Consider the following 18,869-nt stretch of genomic DNA (forward strand, 5'->3'; position numbering starts at 1 on the left):
TCCGGTACTCTCGATCCTCGGGTCGAGAGGCGCTGCAACGGGCGAAGATGCCCGCCACGCTCGATCCGGCTGTTGATCTAGACGTAAGGGCGCCTCCGTTCATCAGCGGAGGTGGCCAATGGACACGTCTTCCAGCCGGGTCGACGATCGCCCGTCTCGGATCCGAGCGCTCCGGGAGCTGCTGGACCGGCGCGTCGCCGTGCTGGACGGGGCCTGGGGCACGATGCTCCAGGGGGCGGGGCTCACCCCGGCCGACTACCGGGGCGACCTGCTGCCGGACCACTCGCACGACGTGACCGGCGACCCGGACCTGCTCAACCTGACCCGGCCCGACGTCATCCTCGACGTACACCGGCGCTACCTGGCGGCCGGCGCGGACATCACCACGACGAACACCTTCACCGCGACGAGCATCGCGCAGGCCGACTACGGCCTCGAACCGCTGGTCCGGGAGATGAACCTGCGCGGCGCCCAACTGGCCCGGCAGGCCGCGGACGAGCTGGGCGGCCGGTTCGTCGCCGGCTCGGTCGGCCCGCTGAACGTGACCCTGTCGCTCTCGCCCCGGGTGGAGGATCCGGCGTACCGGAAGGTGTCGTTCGACCAGGTCCGCGACACGTACGCCGAGCAGATCCGGGCCCTCGCCGAGGGCGGGGTGGACCTGCTGCTGATCGAGACGATCTTCGACACACTGAACGCGAAGGCCGCGATCGCCGCCGCCCGCCAGGTCGCACCCGAGCTGCCGTTGTGGATCTCCGTGACCATCGTCGACCTGAGCGGCCGGACGCTGTCCGGGCAGACCGTCGAGGCGTTCTGGAGTTCGATCGAGCACGCCGAGCCGCTGGTGGTCGGGGTCAACTGCTCGCTCGGGGCAACCGAGATGCGCCCGCACGTCGCCGACCTCGCCCGGCTCGCCAACACCTACGTCGCCTGCCACCCCAACGCCGGGCTGCCGAACGCCTTCGGCGGCTACGACCAGCAGCCCGAGGAGACCGGCCGGCTGCTCCGCGAGTTCGTCGACGACGGCATGGTCAACATCGTCGGCGGCTGCTGCGGCACCAGCCCCGAGCACATCGCGCAGATCGCGTCCGCCGTCGCCGGAAAGCCGATCCGCCCGGTGCCGGCGCCGCCGGTCCAGACCCGGTTCAGCGGCCTGGAGCCGTTCGCGATCGGCCCGGACACCGGCTTCGTGATGATCGGCGAGCGGACCAACGTCACCGGCTCGGCCCGGTTCCGCCGGCTGATCGAGGCCGGCGACCAGCAGGGCGCCGTCGACGTCGCCCTGGAACAGGTACGCGGCGGCGCCAACATCCTCGACGTCAACATGGACGCCGACCTGCTCGACAGCGAGCGGGCGATGACCACCTTCCTGAACCTGATCGCGACCGAGCCGGAGGTCGCCCGGATCCCGGTCATGATCGACAGTTCCCGGTGGAGCGTGCTGGAGGCCGGACTCCGCTGCGTACAGGGCAAGGGCGTGGTCAACTCGATCAGCCTGAAGGAGGGCGAGGAGTCGTTCCTCGCCCAGGCCCGCCGGATCCGGGACTACGGCGCCGGCGTCGTCGTGATGGCCTTCGACGAACTCGGCCAGGCCGACACCGTCGAGCGCAAGGTCTCGATCTGCGCCCGCGCCTACGACCTGCTGACCCAGCAGGCCGGGTTCGCCGCCGAGGACATCGTCTTCGACCCGAACGTCCTCGCCGTCGCCACCGGCATCTCCGAGCACAACGGGTACGCGAAGGCGTTCATCGACGCGCTGCCGCTGATCAAGGAGCGCTGCCCGGGGGCTCGGACCAGCGGCGGCATCTCCAACCTGTCGTTCTCGTTCCGGGGCAACGACGTGGTACGCGAGGCGATGCACTCGGCGTTCCTGTTCCACGCCGTGCGGGCCGGGCTGGACATGGGCATCGTCAACGCCGGTCAGCTCGCCGTCTACCAGGACATCCCCGCCGACCTGCTCGAACTCGTCGAGGACGTGCTGTTCGACCGGCGCCCCGACGCCACCGACCGGCTGGTCACCTTCGCCTCGACGGTGAGCGGCTCCGGCACCCGCCGCACCGTCGACCTGTCCTGGCGCGAGACGCCGGTACGGGAGCGGCTGTCGTACGCGCTCGTGCACGGCATCGTCGACTTCATCGAGGACGACACCGAAGAGGCCCGGAAGCAGGCGCTCCGCCCCCTCGACGTGATCGAGGGACCGCTGATGGACGGCATGAAGATCGTCGGCGATCTCTTCGGCGCCGGCAAGATGTTCCTGCCCCAGGTGGTGAAGAGCGCGCGGGTGATGAAGCGCTCCGTCGCCTACCTGGAGCCGTACATGGAGGCGGAGAAGGAGCAGGCCCGGCTGGAGGGGCGCCTCGACACCGGGCGGGGCCAGGGCAAGGTGGTGATGGCGACCGTCAAGGGCGACGTCCACGACATCGGCAAGAACATCGTGGGGGTCGTGCTCGGCTGCAACAACTACGACGTCATCGACCTCGGCGTGATGGTGCCCGCCGCGCGCATCCTCGACACCGCCGTGGCCGAGGACGCCGACGCGATCGGACTGTCCGGGCTGATCACCCCGTCCCTGGACGAGATGGTCGCGGTCGCCACCGAGATGCAGCGACGAGGGATGAAGCTGCCGCTGCTGATCGGCGGCGCCACCACCTCCCGCCAGCACACCGCGGTCCGGATCGCCCCGGCGTACGACGCCAGCACGGTGCACGTACTGGACGCGTCCCGGGTGGTCGGGGTGGTGTCGGACCTGCTGAACCCGGAACGGGCGGCGGAACTCGACGTGAGCAACCGGGCCGAGCAGCAGCGGCTCCGGGAGCAGCACGAGGGACGGGAACGGGTTGCCCTGCTGAGCCTCGACCAGGCCCGGGGCAACCGGGAACAGGTCCCGTACGACGAGCTGCCCGTACCCGCGTTCACCGGTGTCCGTACCGTCCGGCCGGAGCTGACCGCGCTGCGCGAGATGATCGACTGGCAGTTCCTCTTCCTCGCCTGGGAGCTGAAGGGCAAGTTCCCGGCGATCCTCGACCAGCCGGTGGCCCGGGAGCTCTACGACGACGCGAACGTCCTGCTAGACCAGATCATCGCGGACGGCTCGTTGCAGGCCGCCGGCTCGTACGGCTTCTGGCCGGCGCACGGCGAGGGCGACGACATCGTGCTCACCGCCGGGCCGGACGGGTCGGACGGGCAGCGCTTTCCGATGCTGCGCCAGCAGACGGCCAAGCCGGCCGGGCGGCCGAACCGGTGTCTCGCGGACTACCTCGCCCCGGCCGGGGACCACCTCGGTGGCTTCGCGGTGGCGATCCAGGGCGCCGAAGCCCTCGCCGCCGGTTTCGAGGCACAGCACGACGACTACCGGGCGATCATGGTGAAGGCCCTGGCCGACCGGCTCGCCGAGGCGTTCGCCGAATACATCCACCTCCAGGCCCGGCGGGACTGGTACGAGCCGGACGCCGACCCCGCGATCGAGGATCTGCACGCCGAGCGGTTCCGGGGCATCCGTCCCGCGCTCGGCTACCCGGCCAGCCCCGACCACAGCCTGAAGCAGCGGCTGTTCGACCTGCTCGACGCCGAGCGGATCGGCATGGGCCTGACGGAGTCGTACGCGATGACCCCTGCGGCCAGCGTCAGCGGGCTCCTCTTCGCCAGCCCGGCCTCCCGGTACTTCACGGTCGGCCGGCTCGGCCGGGACCAGGTCGAGGACTACGCGCAGCGGCGCGGCATGCCCCTGGCCGAGGTGGAGCGTTGGCTCCGCCCCAACCTCGGCTACGAACCCGGGCAGTGATCTAGGCGTACCGGCCCGGAGCGGCGGTCAGCCGCGCCGCCGGCGCTCAACCGCATTGCCGGTAATCGGTGACGATGTCGTCGAGCCGGCGCCGGGCCGGTGTCGCGCGTACCGGGTCGGCGAGTTCGGCCGGGTCGGGCAGCACTCCGGTCAGGCCCCAGCCGCGCCCCCGGGCCCAGGTCGCGTCGTCGACCCCCAGCGTGGCCCGGAAGACGTCCCGGGTCCGGGCGTCGAGAAACGTCCAGGCGGCGATCAGGTCGACGGCCGGGTCGCCAACGGCCAGGGTGCCGAAGTCGATCACGGCACTCAACCGGCCGCCCCTGACCAGCATGTTGGCCGGGGCGGGATCGCCGTGGACCCAGACCGGCGGCGCGGTCCAGGCCGGCGCCGCCACGGCCGCGTCGAAGACCTCGGTCAGCGCGTCGGTGTCGACCAGGCCCGCCAGCGCCGCGATCCTCGCGTGTATCCGGGGCCCCACCACCGCCGAGTCCCGGTCGTCGCCCATCGGTACGCCCCGGAACCCGTTGCTCCACTCCGGCGGCGGGCCACCGGCCGGATCGACGCGCTGTAGCGCGGCGAAGAACTCCGCCAGTTCGACCGCCGCCCGGTGCGGCTCGGTGATCCGGTCCAGGGCGGCGTTCTCGCCGTCGAGCCAGCGGTAGACCGACCACGGGAAGGGATAGCCCTCGTCCGGTTTCCCCTCGGCGAGCGGAACGGGTACCGGTAGCGGCAGGTGCGGGGCGAGTCGCGGCAGCCACCGCTGCTCCCGCTCCACCTGACCGACCCAGCGGGGCAGCCGGGGCAGCCGGACCGACAGCTCCTCGCCCAGCCGGTACGTCGCATTGTCCACCCCGGACCGGGCGACCGCCTGGACGGGCAGCTCCGCCCACTGCGGAAACTGGGCGGCGACCATCCGGCGCACCAGCGCGGCGTCGATGGGCACCTCGCCGGGGCGCAGACCGTCGACGGTCATTGGGCGTCTCCTCGTGATCCGGTCGGGACGGATGTTCCCGGCCGTCCATCCCACCCATCGGAGGAGTGCTCTGTCCACCTATTTGTGATCGATGGTCCACCGTTCGGCTCACTACGCTGGCGAATGGCGGCTGACGAGGAGGAGACGCCGTGGAACTCCGTGGTCCGATGTCCTGGCGAATGAGCATCCGTCGGTGGGAGTACCTGGTCGACTGCGCACTGTGGATCCGGGCGGCCGAACGGATCGAGGTGCCCCCGCATCATCTGGTGCCCGGGCCGTTGGAGATCGACGAGCCGCCGGCCTCGACGGCGCCGGGCGGCGTGCCCGGGACCGAGTGGCTCGGCTGGTGGCTGTCGCTCGTCGAGACCCGTCAGCAGGTCACGCGCCCGGAAGTACCCCCGGAACCCGCCGACGACACTCCGGACCCGCTCGGTCTGGCCCCGTGGCCGACGCTGCGCCAGATCGTCGCGCGGCGCTGGCCGGAGGCGCACGACTGGCACCTGGACCGGCAACGCGACGGCCTCGCCCGGCACGGCCCGGTGTCGCGGGCGACCGGCGAGATCGCGCACCAGGTCGAGCGCTCCCTGAACCGGTCCCTGCGCCCGTTCAGCCTCGAGTTCATCCTCCTGCCGGTACGCGACGAGGTGATCCGCCGGGTCGACCACGGGCGCTACCTGGTGCCGGAGCGGGTGTACGACAGCCCGCGCTGGACGGTCTGGCTACGTGACCTCGTGTTGCGCATCGGCTGACGCCATGCCGGCGGGCCAGCGGGGGCGCGATCGTGTCGGTGGGACGGGTTAGCATCCGGACGCGTGCCGCCGAACATCGAGCGGGACGGATCGCAGCGGCGCTCCCGCCAGGCGCCGGGAGGGTCCGCACCCGTACGTCACGCCGGCTCGTGCCGTCGCGCGACAGCGCAGACACCGGAGGGAAACACAGATGCTCGACCTGGACCCGGCTGCCCGAGAGGTGACCCGCCTCCTGGCGCAGATCACCGACGACCAGCTGACCCGGCCCACCCCGTGCACCGACACCCCGGTGGCCGCCCTGCTCGACCACCTGATGGGCCTGACGCTCGCCTTCACCTGGGGAGCTCGCAAGACCGGCGGGGACCGGCCCCAGGGCGTCTCCGGGCCGCCACCGCCGCCGAGCGCCGAGCGCCTCGAACCGGACTGGCGGACCGTGCTGCCCCGACGGTTGACCGAACTGGCGGCGGCCTGGCGACAGCCGGCGGCGTGGCAGGGGATGACGACGGTCGGCGGCGTGACGATGCCGGCCGAGACGATGGGGCTGGTCGCGCTCGACGAGTTGGTGCTGCACGGCTGGGACCTGGCGCGGGCGACCGGACAGTCCTTCACCTGCGATCAGGCCAGCACCGAGGCGGTGCTGGCGTTCACCACCGAGACTGCCCGGCCGGAGCAGGCCGCCGGCCGCGACGGCCTGTTCGGACCGGTGGTGGAGGTCCCGCCGGACGCACCGGCGCTCGACCGGGCACTCGGGTTCGCCGGCCGGGACCCCAACTGGACGCCCCCGACGACCTGAGCACCACCTCACCGGAGAGCACTCCGAGCCGGCGCGGGCTGAGGACCGGCGCGGGCTGAAGACCGGAGCGGGCTGAAGACCGGAGCGGGCTGAGGACCGGAGCGGGCTGAAGACCGGAGCGGGCTGAAGACCGGAGCGGGCTGAAGACCGGAGCGGTTCGGAGATCGGGCGAGCGGGTAGGGTGTGCCGCCGTGGCGAATCTCTGGAAGGGCGTGACCGCGACGGTGAGCCGGATGACCCGGCGTACCCCCGCTACCACTCCCACCCCCGGTCCCATCCCCGCCCAGGTCGCACGGCGACGTCAGATCGCGGCCCTGCAACGTCGGCAACTGGCGTACGCCCCCGAACTCGACGGACAGGCCGATCCGGGTGAGATCGTCTGGACCTGGGTGCCGTACGAGGACGATCCCCGTCAGGGCAAGGACCGGCCCGTGCTCGTGGTCGGACGGGTCAGCCGGACGCTGTTCGGCCTGATGCTCTCCACCAAGAGCGACCGGAACGGCCAGCGGCACTGGTTCGCGCTCGGCCCCGGCGAGTGGGACCGGGACAACCGGCCGAGCTGGGTCCGGCTCGACCGGGTGCTCACGATGCGGGAGGACAGCATCCGACGGGAGGGCGCGGTGCTGGACCGGGCCCGCTTCGACCGGGTCGGGCAGGCACTCCGCAACGGGTACGGCTGGCGCTGAAGCGTTAAGAAGGGCCCCTTCTTATGCAGAAAGCGATAAGAAGGGGCCCTTCCTTACACCGCTACGGCTTGACGTAGCTGTTGTAGAAGACCGGGGTGCCGAACTGCTCGGAGACGAGCAGGCCGCCCACCTTGGCACCGGTCACCAGGAAGGTGTTGTCCTGGTAGAGCGGCACGACCGGGACGTACTTCTCCATGATCATCTGGTCGAGCTTGGCCCACTCCGGCCCCGCCTCACCGGCCGGCAGGTTGCTCACCCGGTCGATCTCGGCGTTCACGTCGTCGGCGTTGAAGTACGAGACGTTGGAGTTGCCCTTCGGGCCGAGCTTGCGGCCGTCCCACAGCACCGGAACGGTCGACACCGCGCTCGGCCAGTCCGCCGCCCAGTTCGACAGGTAGATGTCGTACGGGTTGCCCCGGGTACGGGCGGTCGGGTTGTGGTCGTCGATGTACTGCACGGTGACGTCGAAGCCGGCCTTCTCCAGGCTCTGTTCGACGATCGGTGCGGTCTGCTGACCGAAGGCGGTGCTCCGGGACATGAAGACCAACTTCGGCTTCTGACCGCCGAGCAACTCCTTGGCCTTCTCCGGGTTACCGGTCGGGCCGCCGTCGTACGGGTTCGGGTAGTTCGTCTGGCCGATGGTGGTGTCGGCGAGCAGGGTGTGGGTCAGCTTGCCGGACGCGTCGCCGCCCTGGGTGGCGAGCAGTCCCTGCTTGTCGATGGCGTACGCGATCGCCTGGCGGACCTTGACGTCCTTGATCCGCTCGTTGTTGATGCTCAGGTACCAGACCGACGGGGCCGGCTTCCGCAGCACCCGCTCACCCAGGGACGTGTCGCTCAGCACCTGGTTGACCAGCGCCTGCGGCACCTCGTCCCAGGCCACGGCCGCCGAGTCCGCCCCCTGGCCGGCGAGCGCCCGCTCGGTGGCGGCCTGGTCGTTGGGACCGATCTCGACCTCGATGCTGTCCGGGTAGTTGTGCCGCAGCGGGTCGGTCTTCGGGTCCCAGTTCGGGTTGCGCTCCAGGACGAACCGGGTGTCCTTGACGTACTCCTTGATCTTGTACGGGCCGGAGGAGACCACCTGGCGGTCGTACTCGGTCCTGGTGTCCTTGGCCTTCGGCACCGGCACCGAGGTCGGCAGCGAGAGCGCGAACGGCAGGTCGCAGTGCGGCTTGGCGAAGTTGAAGACCAGGGTCCGGTCGTCGGAGATGGTGAGCCCGGGAACGGTGTCGGTCCCCGAGGTGTACGGGCCCTTGTAGGTCGTGTTGTAGGTCGAGTTGTCCGCCAGCCACTCCTGGATGTACGTCGGGCCGCCGTCGATGCTCTCCTCGAACGACCGGGCGATCCCGTACGCCACGTCGGCCGCCTTGATCGGCGTACCGTCCTCGAACTTGACGCCGTCCTTCAACCGGTATTCCCAGGTCTTGCAGTCTTTGTTGACGTCCTTGCCGGCGTCGGTGGCAAGGTCGCCGACGAGCAGGACGTTCCCCTTGCCGTCCTCCTTGAAGACGGTCAGGGTACGCAGGAAGGTCTGCTGGATCGCCATGCCGAAGAACGTGTAGGTGCGCTGCGGGTCCAGGTGCTCGAAGTCGGCCTCCTGGATCAGTTTCAGCGTGCCGCCGGGCTTCGCGCCGGGCACCTCTGCCGCCGGCCCCTGGGAGTCCTTCGGGTCGGTCGCGATCGAACTGGTGAACTGTTTGCCGCCGCCGTTGTCGGAGTCGCCGTTCTCGCCGGTGTTCTCCGAGCAGGCGGTCAGCGCGGTGGACGCGAGTACGAGCGCGGCGCTCGTCGCGGCCACCGCGAGCCTGGGTCGCATAGGAATTCCTCCTGGTCTCGTTCTCGCGGGTTGGATCGGCACTGATCTTCTGAAAGAAATATTCACGCAAGCTGGCATGAAGGTAAGTTTCATAGCAGTAACGATGGGACAACGTTTCCGCACGCCGCCCCGGGCGAGGTCCCGGGCCGGGCCTTCGCCGCCGACGCCGCTCATCCGAGCCGGACCCGGGGATCGACCACCGCGTACAGCAGGTCCACCAGGACGTTGGCCGCGACGACGAAGACCGCCGCGAGCAGCACCGTCGCCATCACGATCGGCATGTCCAGGTTCAGCGCGGCGTTCAGCGCCGTCCGGCCGAGCCCGGTGAACCCGAAGACCGTCTCGGTGATCACCGTGCCGCCCAGGTAGGCGCCCAGGTCCAGCCCGGCGATCGTGATGATCGGGGTGATCGCGGCGCGGAGCGCGTGCCGGCCGTACACCTTGATCTTGGGTAGTCCCTTGGCCCGCGCGGTCCGGACGAAGTCCTCGGAGAGTGTCTCCAGCATCTGCGCCCGGGCCAGCCGGGCGTAGGTCGCGGAGTTGAGGAAGCCCAACGCGAACCAGGGCAGGATCATCGCCGACGCCCAGGCCACCGGATTCTGGGTGATCGGGGTGTAGCGGGGATAGCTCAGCAGCCCCGTCTCGTAGACCAGGCCGATCAGCAGCAGCGGCCCGAAGAGCAGGATCGGCATGGAGGCGCCGACCAGCGAGGTACCGACCGCGACCTTGTCGAAGACGGTGCCGCGCCGCAGCGCCGAGACCATCCCGATGGACAGGCCCAGCACCAGCCAGACGACGGCCGCGCCGAAGACGATGCTCAGGGTCACCGGCAGGGTACGCCCGACGATCCCACTGACCGGCTCGTCGTTGCGGAACGAGAAGCCCAGGCAGGGCGCCGGACAGTCCCGGGCCGTCTCGCCGCTGCCGATGGTCCGGCCGACGAAGATGCCCCGCATGAAGTCGCCGTACTGGGTGGCGATCGGCCGGTCCAGCCCCATCCGGCGCTCGATCATCTCGATCCGCTCCGGACTACAGACGTTCTTGCTGTCCCCACACATCAGCTCGGCCGGGTTGTTCGGCACCGCGAAGAACATTCCGAAGGTGATGACGCTGACCGCGAGCAGCGTGCTGAGCGCGAGCAGCGTCTTCTTGACCAGGAACCGCAGCACGGACGCCCCCTACCTGCTCGACTTCGGATCGAGCGCGTCGCGCAACGAGTCGCCGAAGAGGTTGAACGCCAGCACCAGCAGGAAGAGCGTGGTCCCACCCACGATGGTGAAACTGGGTACGTCCCGCAGGTACCGCACGCTGTCGTTGATCAGCCGACCGAGGTCCGGGGTCGGCTCCAGCACACCGATACCGAGGAACGACAACGCGGCCTCCGCCGTGATCAGCGCCGGCACGTTCAGCGAGAAGGTCACCAGGATCGGCGCCCAGAGATTGGGCAGCAGCTGCCGGAACAGGATGTGTCCCAGGCCGGCGCCGGAGGCACGGGCCGCCTCCACGAACTCCCGCTCCCGCAGCGAGAGCACCTGGCCCCGGACCAGCCGCGCCGAGATGGTCCAGTTGAACAGGACGAAGATCAGCACCAGTAGTGACGGGCGGAACCAGGGCGACACTTCGTCACGCGGCCCGTAGAACTGGTTGACGGCCAGCGGCACCAGCGCGAAGCAGAAGATGTAGAACGGAAAGGCCAGCGCCAGGTCGATCACCCAACTGATCACGGCGTCGACCCAGCCACCGACGTACCCCGCCACGATGCCGACCACGACGCCGAGGGCGATCGTCAGGACGGCCGCGATGAAGGCGATCATCAACGACGTACGCAGCCCGTAGACGACCTGGATGAAGATGTCCCGGCCGATGCCCGGCTGGATGCCGAACCAGTGCTCGCCGGACACACCCGCGTAGCCGAGCGGGAAGCCGTTGCGGTCCAGCCGCTCCGGGAACCGCTCCTGCGGACCCTTGCCGTACAGCCGCGCCACCAGCGGGGCCGCCGCCGCCAACACGACGAAGAAGATCAGCACGCCGCCGCTGACCAGGGCCACCTTGTCGCGGCGCAGCCGCAGCCAGGCGAGCTGCCCCGGCGAGCGACCGACGAACTCCTTTGCCCCGGCCCCGGGCACGCCGCCGGCCTCTGGTCCACTTCCGACCGCCGCCGCGGTGGCCCCGACCGGCGCCGCCACCTGCTGCTCACTCACCGTAAGCTCTCCGATCGCGATTGCGGGGCTCGCAAACCCGGCTCACTCCTCACGCTCACCCATGCCCTCCGCACCGAGGTCGCCTTCCTCCGGGAAGTGACAGGCCACCGAACCGGTCCCGGTCAGGCGCGCGGTGAGCGGCGGCTCCTCGGTGGCACAGACGTCCTGCGCCTTCCAGCAGCGGGTCCGGAACCGGCAGCCGGACGGCGGGTCGAGCGGCGTGGGCACGTCACCGGCGAGCCGGATCCGGCCGGCGGGTCCCAGCTTCGTGACGTCCGGTACGGCCGACAACAACGCCCGGGTGTACGGATGACGCGGTCGCCCGTAGATCTCCGCCCGGTCCCCGATCTCGACGATCTTCCCGAGGTACATCACGGCGATCCGTTGGGAGAAGTGCCGGACGACGGCGAGGTCGTGCGCGATGAACACGAACGCCAGCCCCAGCTCCCGTTGCAGGTCGCGGAGCAGGTTGACGACCTGCGCCTGGATCGAGACGTCCAGCGCCGACACCGGCTCGTCGGCCACGATCAGCTTCGGGCGGAGCGCCAGTGCACGGGCGATCCCGATCCGCTGCCGCTGGCCGCCGGAGAACTCGTGCGGGTAGCGGTTGTAGTGCTCGGGATTGAGTCCGACCAGTTCCAGCAGTTCCCGGACCCGTTGCCGCACTCCGCCCGGCGGGGAGATCCCGTTCACCTGCAACGGCATCGCCACGATCCGGCCGACGGTGTGCCGGGGGTTCAGCGAGGCGTACGGGTCCTGGAAGATGATCTGTAGGTCCTGGCGCAGGGGCCGCATCTGTGCACGGCTGGCGTGGGTGATGTCCCGCCCCTCGAAGACGATCCGGCCGCCGGTCGGTTCCAGCAGGCGTACCAGCAGCCGTCCGGTGGTGGTCTTGCCGCAGCCCGACTCGCCGACCAGCCCCAGCGTCTCCCCCGACCGGACCTCGAAGTCCAGCCCGTCCACCGCCCGCACCACGCCGTGCTGGCGGAAACCGCCGCGCACCGGGAAGTGCTTGGTCAGCCCGGTCACCGCCAACAGTGGATCGTCGGACGGCCGGGACGGCTCCGCCGGAAGCGGCGCGGGTTCCGATTCCACCACTGTCATCGGGCCACCCCCACCGAGGCGATCTCGTCGGCGTACCGCCGCTGGCGCTCGGCCTCGGGCAGGTGGCAGGCGACCAGGTGACCGGCCTCGGTCACCGGCCGGAGTTCGGGTATCTCGCTCTTTGAGCGGTCGCCGTTCTGGCCGGCGTACCGGCACCGGGGGTGGAACGCGCAACCGGACGGAAGATTGATCAGGCTCGGCGGGTTGCCGGCGATCGGCAACAAGTCCGCCTCGGCGTCACCGTGCAACGACGGCACGCTGGAGAGCAACCCCCAGGTGTACGGATGCTGTGGCCGCCGCAGTACCTGCTCGACGCTGCCGTGCTCGACGGCCCGCCCGGCGTACATCACCAGTACGTCGTCGGCGACCTGGCTGACCACGCCGAGATCGTGTGTGATCAGGACGATCGCCGAGTTGAACTCGGTCTGCAGGTCTGCCAGCAGGTCGAGGATCTGTGCCTGCACGGTGACGTCCAGCGCCGTCGTCGGCTCGTCCGCGACCAGCAGGTCGGGATCGTTGACCAGCGCCATCGCGATCATCACCCGCTGCCGCATGCCGCCGGAGAACTCGTGCGGGTACTCGTCGACCCGCCGCGCCGGCTGTGGGATGCCGACCCGGTCCAGCATCTCGATCGCCCGGCGCCGCGCCGCACGCCGACCGACGCCAGGATGGTGCACCTGGTACGCCTCGGCGATCTGCCGTCCCACCGGATAGTAGGGATGGAGTGCGGAGAGCGGATCCTGGAAGACCATCGCCATGTCCCGGCCGCGCAGTTTGCGGCACTCGGAATCGGCGAGCCCGACGATCTCCCGCCCGCCGACCCGGATCTCACCGCTGATCTCCGTACGCCTCGGGTCGTGCAGGCCGAGCACGGCCATGCTGGTCACGCTCTTGCCCGAGCCGGACTCGCCGACGATGCCGAGGGTGCGACCACGCTCGACGGCGAACGAGACCCCGTCGACCGCCCGCACCACGCCGTCCTCGGTCCGGAAACGCACCCGCAGGTCCTGGACCCGGAGGTACGGGTCGGCCCCCGAGGTCGTGGAGGCGGTCGATGCCGTTTCCACCCCGTCCTCCTCTCCCTGCCCCGTCACCGGTTTCCGCTGCTCATCCGGCGGATCTGCGTCACCAGAGAGCGGGTGAAGATAACCTACAGCAGAGTACGGAGAGTGAAAATAACCTCCAGGTACCGAACTTCGTCGCCCACCCGACGTACCCACCCAGGTCAGCCGGGGGGGCCGACCGATCGTCCTATTCAAGTGGTTCCGGTCCATCCCTGTCGACCCCGGCGCTTCGCCCACGAGGGAAGCAATCCCCAACGGGCGATCATCCTGTGACGTCACGATGCCCGGAGGGCGTCGGTGGGGTTGAGGCGCGCGGCCCGGCCCGCCGGGTACAGGCCGGCCACGGCGCCGATGACGAGCGCCGCCGCGAGGCCGCCCCAGACCCCGGTCATCGGTACCAGGGTCTGCCAGCCGCGCGACGTGGCGACGGCATAGGTGGCCGCAGTGCCGAGCATCGCGCCGGCCACCCCGCCGAGCGCGGACAGCAGCAGCGATTCGCTCAGGAACTGGGCGGCAATGTGCCAGCGCGCGGCCCCGAGTGCCCGCCGGAGGCCGATCTCGGTACGGCGTTCGAGCACCGAGATGACCATCACGTTCGCGATCCCGACACCACCGACGAGCAGCGCGATCGCGCCGAGGCCGAGGAGCAGCGAGGTGACCGAGTCGGCGACGAGCAGCCGCGAGGCGAGCGCGTCGGAGGGCCGGCTGACGTCGACGGTGTTCGGCTCGGCCGGGTTCGTCGCCCGGGCCAGCATGGTGGCGACCAGCGCGGTCCGATCGGTGTCCGCCCGCACGTACAGGCGGGTCGGGTGACCGTCGAAGCCGAAGTGCTCGGCGGCGACCGGCAGGCCGATCAGGGCGGCCCGGTCGATCTCCGGGGCGAGTTCGAACGGGTGCAGCACCCCGGCGACGACGAACCAGTGCCCGCCGAGCCAGACCCGGGTTCCGGCGTCGACGCGGTCGATGCCGAGTTGGGACGCGGCGTCGTGGCCGAGCACCACGACCGGGTACCGCGCGGTGGCCTCGTTGAGGAAGACACCGGTGTCCACCTGCCCGTCGAGCGTGTCGAGCAGGGACGGGGCGGTGGCGCGGACCTCGATGCCACCGGTCCGGTACGGGGGCACGCGGTCGGTCCGGAACACCTGTACCTGGGCCAGATCGGCCGTGGCGGTGACCCGACGTACGCCGTCGGTCCGGGCGACGCCGATGGCGGCGTGCTCCGGTAGCCGCGCCTCGTCGCCGTCGACCGTGGTCCCGTTGACCACGGTGAGCAGGTTGGTACCCAGCCGGTCGATGCTGGCCAGCAGATCGGCCTGGCTGGAGCGGGTGATGCCGAGGACGCCGACGATGGCGGCGATGCCGATCGCGATGCCCAGTGTGGACAGTACGGCTCGCTGAGGTCGGCTGCGCATGCCGATGGTCGCCAGCGGGAGCAGGTCCGCGGCGCGTACCCGGGAAATCATTCGGTCCGTCCGGTGTCGGCGACGATCCGGCCGTCGCGGAGGTGGACCCGGCGCGGGCAGGCGGCCGCGACGGTGGCGTCGTGCGTGATGACGAGCAGCGTGACGCCGTCGGTGTGCAGGTCCCGCAGCAGCGTGAGGATCTGCGCGCCGTTGGCGCTGTCGAGGTTGCCGCTCGGCTCGTCGGCGAGGATCAGCGCCGGCCGGCCGACCAGGGCGCGGGCGATGGCGACGCGCTGGCACTGGAACACCACGCCCAGCGCGTACGCCCGGAGGCCGGAGAGCCGCCGGTCGGACAGTTTCTCGACGGCCTGCCCGGCGAGCCGGACCGAGCCGGTGGTAGCGCGGTCCAGCCCGGCGGCGAGGTTGAGCAGCGTGGTCTTGCCGGAGCCGGACGGGCCGACGACGGCCACCAGTTCGCCGGCACGCACGGTCAGGTCGACCCCGCGCAGCGACTCGACCGGTGGCCTGCCGGGGTACGTCCGGCCGGCGTTCTCCAGGGCGAGCACGATGTCACTCACGACACCGGCACCTCGACCGGCGTGCCTTCGGCCAGCCCGTCGCCGGTGACCTCGACCGTGCCGGCGGCCTCGTCGAACAGACCCGGCCGCACGGGTACGAGCCGCCGGCCGGCGTCGTCGGCGACGGCGACCTGGTAGCCGCCGGACGCCCCGGCGAGCAGCGCGGTCACCGGTACCAGGAGGACGTTGCGCCGCTGCGCCCCGGTGACCGAGACCTGCACCGGCGCCTGGTCGAGCGCCGGCGCGCCGGCCGGCAGCGTCACGGTGACGACCATGGGCACCGTCGCCGGCCCCGGGCCCTGGCTGGGCGCCGTGGCCACGGTGCCGATCTCCCGAACGGTCCCGGAGACCGCCTCGGCCAGCCCGGGGACGGTGACCCGGACCGGGTCTCCGGGGTGGACCGTCGGTTGCCGGTCGGCGGTGAGCGCGACCCGCACCACCCGGGCGGTCGCGGTCGCCGCCAGTACCGGCGCACCCGGCACGGCCGACCCGCCGACCTCGACGACGGCCTGCCCGACCCGGACCGGGCCGGGCAGGAAGACGACCTGCCCGAACGCCAGCCGCCCGGTGCGCTGTGCCACCGGCACGCCCCGGGCCGCCTTCCAACGCCGGATCGCGCTCGCCGTGGCACCGCTGAAGTGCCGGTCGACCGTGATGCGGCGCCGCGGGTCCAGGCCGAGCCCGACGAGGTTCTGTTCCAACTGCCGGACGTCGGCGCCGTCGGTCATGCCGGCGGCGAAGTCCCGGTACGCGGGCGTGGTCCCGTACATCAGGACAGCCGGGACGCCGGCCACCGCGTACAGCTCGGCGCCGCGGGCCACCTGCGTCCCGGGTGCCGACACGGCGGTGACCACGCCGCCGGGCAACCGGTTGACGACCGTGTACGCCCTGTCGAAGCCGAGCACGCCGGCGACCTGGACCCGGGCCGTCACGTCGCCACGGGTCAGCGGGGCCGTCGTCGTACGCACCTGTGGCCCGGCGACCGGTTCGGCCGACGGCGCCCGGGTGACCGCCCAGCCGACCACGCCCGCCACGGCGAGCAGTGCGCCCGCCGCCACCCACCACCGGATCCTCATGAGACCCGGAACCCCCGGTCCCAGTGCTGCTTGCACGCAGTCATGGCGGCGCGGGTGCGATCGGACTTGGCCTCCGACTGGAGTGGCGTACCGATGATCGGAAAGCTGCCGTCCGTCTTCGGGTCGGGCCAGCCAGTGATCCCCTGGTCACGCAGGCACTGGGCGAACTGCTTCAGCCTCTCCAGGTCGGCCGCGCTGGGGGCCGAGTCGGCGTCGCCGAGCGCCCGGATCTGGTCCTGGATCGCCTTGCACTCGGGCACCTCGCCCACCGCACGGCTCTGCTCCTGGACCTCGGGCCCCCAGTCCCCGTACGTCAGCTTCGCGCCGTCGATCACGGGATCGGGGAAGTCCGGGTACCCGTGGTCACGCGCGCACTGCGCGAAACGGCGGGCGATCTCCAGCGCCTGCGCGGCGTCGGCGCTCGGCTTCGGGGAGGCGCCGGACGGATCGGCACCGCCGGACGAGCAGGCCGGCAGGCCCCCGGCCAGCACGACGAGCACGGCCAGCACGACGAAAGGTCGGTAGGTCATGCCTTCCAGGTTGGCGTTCCGGGCCGGCACCCCGCGTCTGCCGGTCGATCGATCTCCGGGGTCTGTCGGAAGACAGATGCCCCGCCCCTACCGCGCACGTACGTTGGGGCAATGCAGCCGACGACGCTTCGCGTGACGGCGCGCCGGATCTGGCTCGACGCGGCGTTGATCCTCCTGCTCGCCGCCGCCACCCTGCTGTGGAGCGAATCCAGGCTCATGTTCGGCACGCCGGACGAGAAGGTACTTCTCAAGTTCGGCTCGGTCGACGCCTGGCGCACCCACGTGATCTGGTGGTGCCTGGCCAGTGTGCCCTCGGCCGTCGCGATCGTCCTGCGGCACCGCTGGCCGCTCACCGCGATGCTCCTGGCCGTCGGCCCGGTGGGCGTCCACCTGCTCGACCCGGTCATCAAGTCCCCGCCGATGGACGCTGCCGTGTTGGTCACCATGTATGCCCTGGCCGGCTCGGCCCATGCCCGCCGGAACGTCGTCGCCGTCCTGGTCCTCGCCGAGGCGCTGCTGTTCGTCGGGTGCCTGGCGACCGTGACGGGCGCGGTGGCCGACGGCCCGCTCAACGCCGGGTTTCCGGGCACCGACTACCCCCGGCTCGGCGACACGGTCTACGCCGTCCTGCACGGGGAGGCGCTGCCGATCCTGTTGAACGCGACGAGGGCGGCGGCGGTGCCCGCCCTGCTGCTCGCCGCCACCTGGGCGGTCGCCGACAGCGCGCGGACCCGGCGTGCCCACCTCGCCATCCTGCAGGCCCGCGCCGACGACCTCGAACGCGAGCAACAGCAGCGCACCGCGCTCGCGGTCGCCGCCGAGCGCAGCCGGATCACTCGCGAGCTGCACGACGTCGTGGCGCACGGCGTGTCCGTGATGGTCGTCCAGGCACAGGGCGCCCGAGCCATTCTCAGCCGGCAACCGGAACGCACCGAGGCCGCGCTGACCAACATCGTCACCACCGGCCGCGCCTCGCTCGCCGAGATGCGCCGGCTGCTCGGCCTGGTACGCGCCGAGCCGCGCGCCGAGCTGGCGCCCCAGCCCAGCCTCGCCACCCTGTCCGAGTTGGTCGACCGGGTACGCGACAGCGGTACGCCGGTCGACTTCCGGGTCACCGGCGAGCCGGCGACGCTGCCGGCCGTCATCGAGCTGGCGGCGTACCGCATCGTGCAGGAGGCGCTCACGAACACCCTCAAGCACGCGACCCCGGGTGCCGGCTGCACTGTCGCGCTCGACTTCGGCCCTGACGGGCTGGGCGTCCGGGTCACGGACGGCGGCGCACCGGTCCCGCCACCGTCGCCCGGGAACGGGCTGCGCGGCATCACCGAGCGGGTGCATGCCCTCGGCGGTGTCCTCCGGGCCGGCCCGGTCGAGAACGGCGGCTTCGAGGTGTCGGCGCAGCTCCCGCTCGCCGTCGGCACGTCCCGCGAGCTGGTCGCGTGATCCGCGTCGTCATCGCCGACGACCAGGCCCTCGTCCGGGCCGGCTTCCGCATGATCCTCGACGGCACCGACGACATGACCGTGGTGGGCGAGGCCGCCGACGGGCTACAGGCCCTGACCGTGGCCGCGCAGGCCCGACCGGACGTGGTGCTCATGGACGTACGCATGCCGGGCATCGACGGCATCGAGGCGACCCGCCGGCTCCGGGTCGCCCACCCGCCGGACGAGCCGCCATACGTGATCATCCTGACCACGTTCGACCTCGACGAGTACGTCTACGCAGGGCTCCGCGCGGGCGCGGCCGGGTTCCTGCTCAAGGACTCGCTCGACGGCGAGTTGCTACAGGCCGTGCGCGCCGTCGTCGGTGGGCACAACGTCGCCGCACCGGCCGTCACCCGCCGGCTGGTCGAGCACTTCGTCGCCACCCGTCCACGGATCGCCGACACCACACCGCTGGGCACGCTCACCGCCCGCGAGCGCGACGTGCTCAAGCTCATCGCCGAAGGGCTGTCCAACCAGGAGATCGCCGGCCGGCTGGTGATCAGCGAGGGTACCGTCAAGACCCACGTCAGCCGGATCCTGGCCAAGCTGGGGCTGCGCGACCGCATCCACGCCGTCATCTACGCGTACCAGAGCGGCACGGCGTGACGAGGATGCGCCACCGGGTCCCGCTGCC

The 18,869-nt window shown here is 71.2% G+C and carries 16 protein-coding genes and 1 riboswitch; of the genes, 6 read left to right on the forward strand and 10 right to left on the reverse strand.

Annotation, left to right across the window (positions count from 1 at the left end; all coding sequences use genetic code 11):
- Window positions 1-18 precede the first annotated feature (18 nt).
- Window positions 19-102: riboswitch (S-adenosyl-L-homocysteine riboswitch) on the forward strand.
- Between the two features lie 16 nt (window positions 103-118).
- Window positions 119-3,778, forward strand: a complete 3,660-nt coding sequence (metH, locus tag ACFP2T_RS01435) for a methionine synthase (RefSeq protein WP_377416389.1) — start codon at window positions 119-121, stop codon at window positions 3,776-3,778.
- Window positions 3,779-3,824: 46 nt separating this feature from the next.
- On the opposite strand, the gene ACFP2T_RS01440 is transcribed toward metH, so the two are convergent.
- Window positions 3,825-4,751 (reverse strand): aminoglycoside phosphotransferase family protein, encoded by a 927-nt coding sequence (locus tag ACFP2T_RS01440; protein WP_377416391.1) that lies wholly within the window; start codon window positions 4,749-4,751, stop codon window positions 3,825-3,827.
- 149 nt (window positions 4,752-4,900) lie between these two features.
- On the opposite strand from ACFP2T_RS01440, the gene ACFP2T_RS01445 reads away from it, so the two are divergent.
- From ACFP2T_RS01445 to ACFP2T_RS01455, 3 genes are all read left to right on the forward strand, one after another.
- Window positions 4,901-5,500 (forward strand): hypothetical protein, encoded by a 600-nt coding sequence (locus tag ACFP2T_RS01445; RefSeq protein WP_377416393.1) that lies wholly within the window; start codon window positions 4,901-4,903, stop codon window positions 5,498-5,500.
- A gap of 190 nt (window positions 5,501-5,690) precedes the next feature.
- On the forward strand, window positions 5,691-6,293 hold the full coding sequence (locus ACFP2T_RS01450) for a TIGR03086 family metal-binding protein (RefSeq protein WP_377416395.1): 603 nt from the start codon (window positions 5,691-5,693) through the stop codon (window positions 6,291-6,293).
- Window positions 6,294-6,526: 233 nt separating this feature from the next.
- On the forward strand, window positions 6,527-6,979 hold the full coding sequence (locus ACFP2T_RS01455; protein ID WP_377417831.1) for a type II toxin-antitoxin system PemK/MazF family toxin: 453 nt from the start codon (window positions 6,527-6,529) through the stop codon (window positions 6,977-6,979).
- Window positions 6,980-7,040: 61 nt separating this feature from the next.
- Here ACFP2T_RS01455 and ACFP2T_RS01460 read toward each other — a convergent pair whose 3' ends face one another.
- From ACFP2T_RS01460 to ACFP2T_RS01500, 9 genes are all read right to left on the reverse strand, one after another.
- Entirely contained in the window at window positions 7,041-8,795 is a 1,755-nt protein-coding gene (locus ACFP2T_RS01460) for an ABC transporter substrate-binding protein (protein WP_377416397.1), read from the reverse strand.
- Window positions 8,796-8,965: 170 nt separating this feature from the next.
- Complete coding sequence (locus ACFP2T_RS01465) at window positions 8,966-9,964, reverse strand: ABC transporter permease (RefSeq protein ID WP_377416399.1); 999 nt, start codon at window positions 9,962-9,964, stop codon at window positions 8,966-8,968.
- Between the two features lie 9 nt (window positions 9,965-9,973).
- Complete coding sequence (locus ACFP2T_RS01470) at window positions 9,974-10,996, reverse strand: ABC transporter permease (RefSeq protein ID WP_377416401.1); 1,023 nt, start codon at window positions 10,994-10,996, stop codon at window positions 9,974-9,976.
- Between the two features lie 42 nt (window positions 10,997-11,038).
- On the reverse strand, window positions 11,039-12,100 hold the full coding sequence (locus tag ACFP2T_RS01475; protein ID WP_377416403.1) for an ABC transporter ATP-binding protein: 1,062 nt from the start codon (window positions 12,098-12,100) through the stop codon (window positions 11,039-11,041).
- Window positions 12,097-13,167 carry an ABC transporter ATP-binding protein gene (locus ACFP2T_RS01480; RefSeq protein WP_377416405.1) on the reverse strand — a complete coding sequence of 357 codons (1,071 nt, stop codon included), beginning with the start codon at window positions 13,165-13,167 and terminating at the stop codon, window positions 12,097-12,099. The genes ACFP2T_RS01475 and ACFP2T_RS01480 overlap by 4 nt, the downstream gene beginning before the upstream one ends.
- A 272-nt stretch (window positions 13,168-13,439) precedes the next feature.
- Window positions 13,440-14,627, reverse strand: a complete 1,188-nt coding sequence (locus tag ACFP2T_RS01485; RefSeq protein WP_377416407.1) for an ABC transporter permease — start codon at window positions 14,625-14,627, stop codon at window positions 13,440-13,442.
- Window positions 14,624-15,145 carry an ABC transporter ATP-binding protein gene (locus ACFP2T_RS01490; protein ID WP_377416409.1) on the reverse strand — a complete coding sequence of 174 codons (522 nt, stop codon included), beginning with the start codon at window positions 15,143-15,145 and terminating at the stop codon, window positions 14,624-14,626. Before ACFP2T_RS01490 ends, ACFP2T_RS01485 begins: the two co-directional genes overlap by 4 nt.
- On the reverse strand, window positions 15,142-16,221 hold the full coding sequence (locus ACFP2T_RS01495; protein WP_377416411.1) for an efflux RND transporter periplasmic adaptor subunit: 1,080 nt from the start codon (window positions 16,219-16,221) through the stop codon (window positions 15,142-15,144). The genes ACFP2T_RS01490 and ACFP2T_RS01495 overlap by 4 nt, the downstream gene beginning before the upstream one ends.
- Window positions 16,218-16,751: a hypothetical protein gene (locus tag ACFP2T_RS01500; RefSeq protein ID WP_377416413.1), complete on the reverse strand. Its 534-nt coding sequence runs from the start codon at window positions 16,749-16,751 to the stop codon at window positions 16,218-16,220. The genes ACFP2T_RS01495 and ACFP2T_RS01500 overlap by 4 nt, the downstream gene beginning before the upstream one ends.
- A gap of 111 nt (window positions 16,752-16,862) precedes the next feature.
- On the opposite strand from ACFP2T_RS01500, the gene ACFP2T_RS01505 reads away from it, so the two are divergent.
- Together ACFP2T_RS01505 and ACFP2T_RS01510 are read left to right on the forward strand one after the other, a co-directional pair.
- Window positions 16,863-18,194 (forward strand): sensor histidine kinase, encoded by a 1,332-nt coding sequence (locus tag ACFP2T_RS01505; protein ID WP_377416415.1) that lies wholly within the window; start codon window positions 16,863-16,865, stop codon window positions 18,192-18,194.
- Window positions 18,191-18,841: a response regulator gene (locus ACFP2T_RS01510; RefSeq protein WP_377416417.1), complete on the forward strand. Its 651-nt coding sequence runs from the start codon at window positions 18,191-18,193 to the stop codon at window positions 18,839-18,841. The genes ACFP2T_RS01505 and ACFP2T_RS01510 overlap by 4 nt, the downstream gene beginning before the upstream one ends.
- Window positions 18,842-18,869: the final 28 nt, after the last annotated feature.

This window comes from Plantactinospora solaniradicis, assembly GCF_042658085.1.
GTDB lineage: Bacteria > Actinomycetota > Actinomycetes > Mycobacteriales > Micromonosporaceae > Plantactinospora > Plantactinospora solaniradicis.

What these genes read in the sequence shown, in the direction of transcription:
- metH (WP_377416389.1), top strand. Translation starts at nt 119, where the DNA reads ATGGACACGTCTTCCAGCCGGGTCGACGATCGCCCGTCTCGGATCCGA.
- ACFP2T_RS01440 (WP_377416391.1), bottom strand. Translation starts at nt 4,751, where the DNA reads ATGACCGTCGACGGTCTGCGCCCCGGCGAGGTGCCCATCGACGCCGCG.
- ACFP2T_RS01450 (WP_377416395.1), top strand. Translation starts at nt 5,691, where the DNA reads ATGCTCGACCTGGACCCGGCTGCCCGAGAGGTGACCCGCCTCCTGGCG.
- ACFP2T_RS01455 (WP_377417831.1), top strand. Translation starts at nt 6,527, where the DNA reads ATGACCCGGCGTACCCCCGCTACCACTCCCACCCCCGGTCCCATCCCC.
- ACFP2T_RS01460 (WP_377416397.1), bottom strand. Translation starts at nt 8,795, where the DNA reads ATGCGACCCAGGCTCGCGGTGGCCGCGACGAGCGCCGCGCTCGTACTC.
- ACFP2T_RS01475 (WP_377416403.1), bottom strand. Translation starts at nt 12,100, where the DNA reads ATGACAGTGGTGGAATCGGAACCCGCGCCGCTTCCGGCGGAGCCGTCC.
- ACFP2T_RS01485 (WP_377416407.1), bottom strand. Translation starts at nt 14,627, where the DNA reads ATGATTTCCCGGGTACGCGCCGCGGACCTGCTCCCGCTGGCGACCATC.
- ACFP2T_RS01495 (WP_377416411.1), bottom strand. Translation starts at nt 16,221, where the DNA reads ATGAGGATCCGGTGGTGGGTGGCGGCGGGCGCACTGCTCGCCGTGGCG.
- ACFP2T_RS01500 (WP_377416413.1), bottom strand. Translation starts at nt 16,751, where the DNA reads ATGACCTACCGACCTTTCGTCGTGCTGGCCGTGCTCGTCGTGCTGGCC.
- ACFP2T_RS01505 (WP_377416415.1), top strand. Translation starts at nt 16,863, where the DNA reads ATGCAGCCGACGACGCTTCGCGTGACGGCGCGCCGGATCTGGCTCGAC.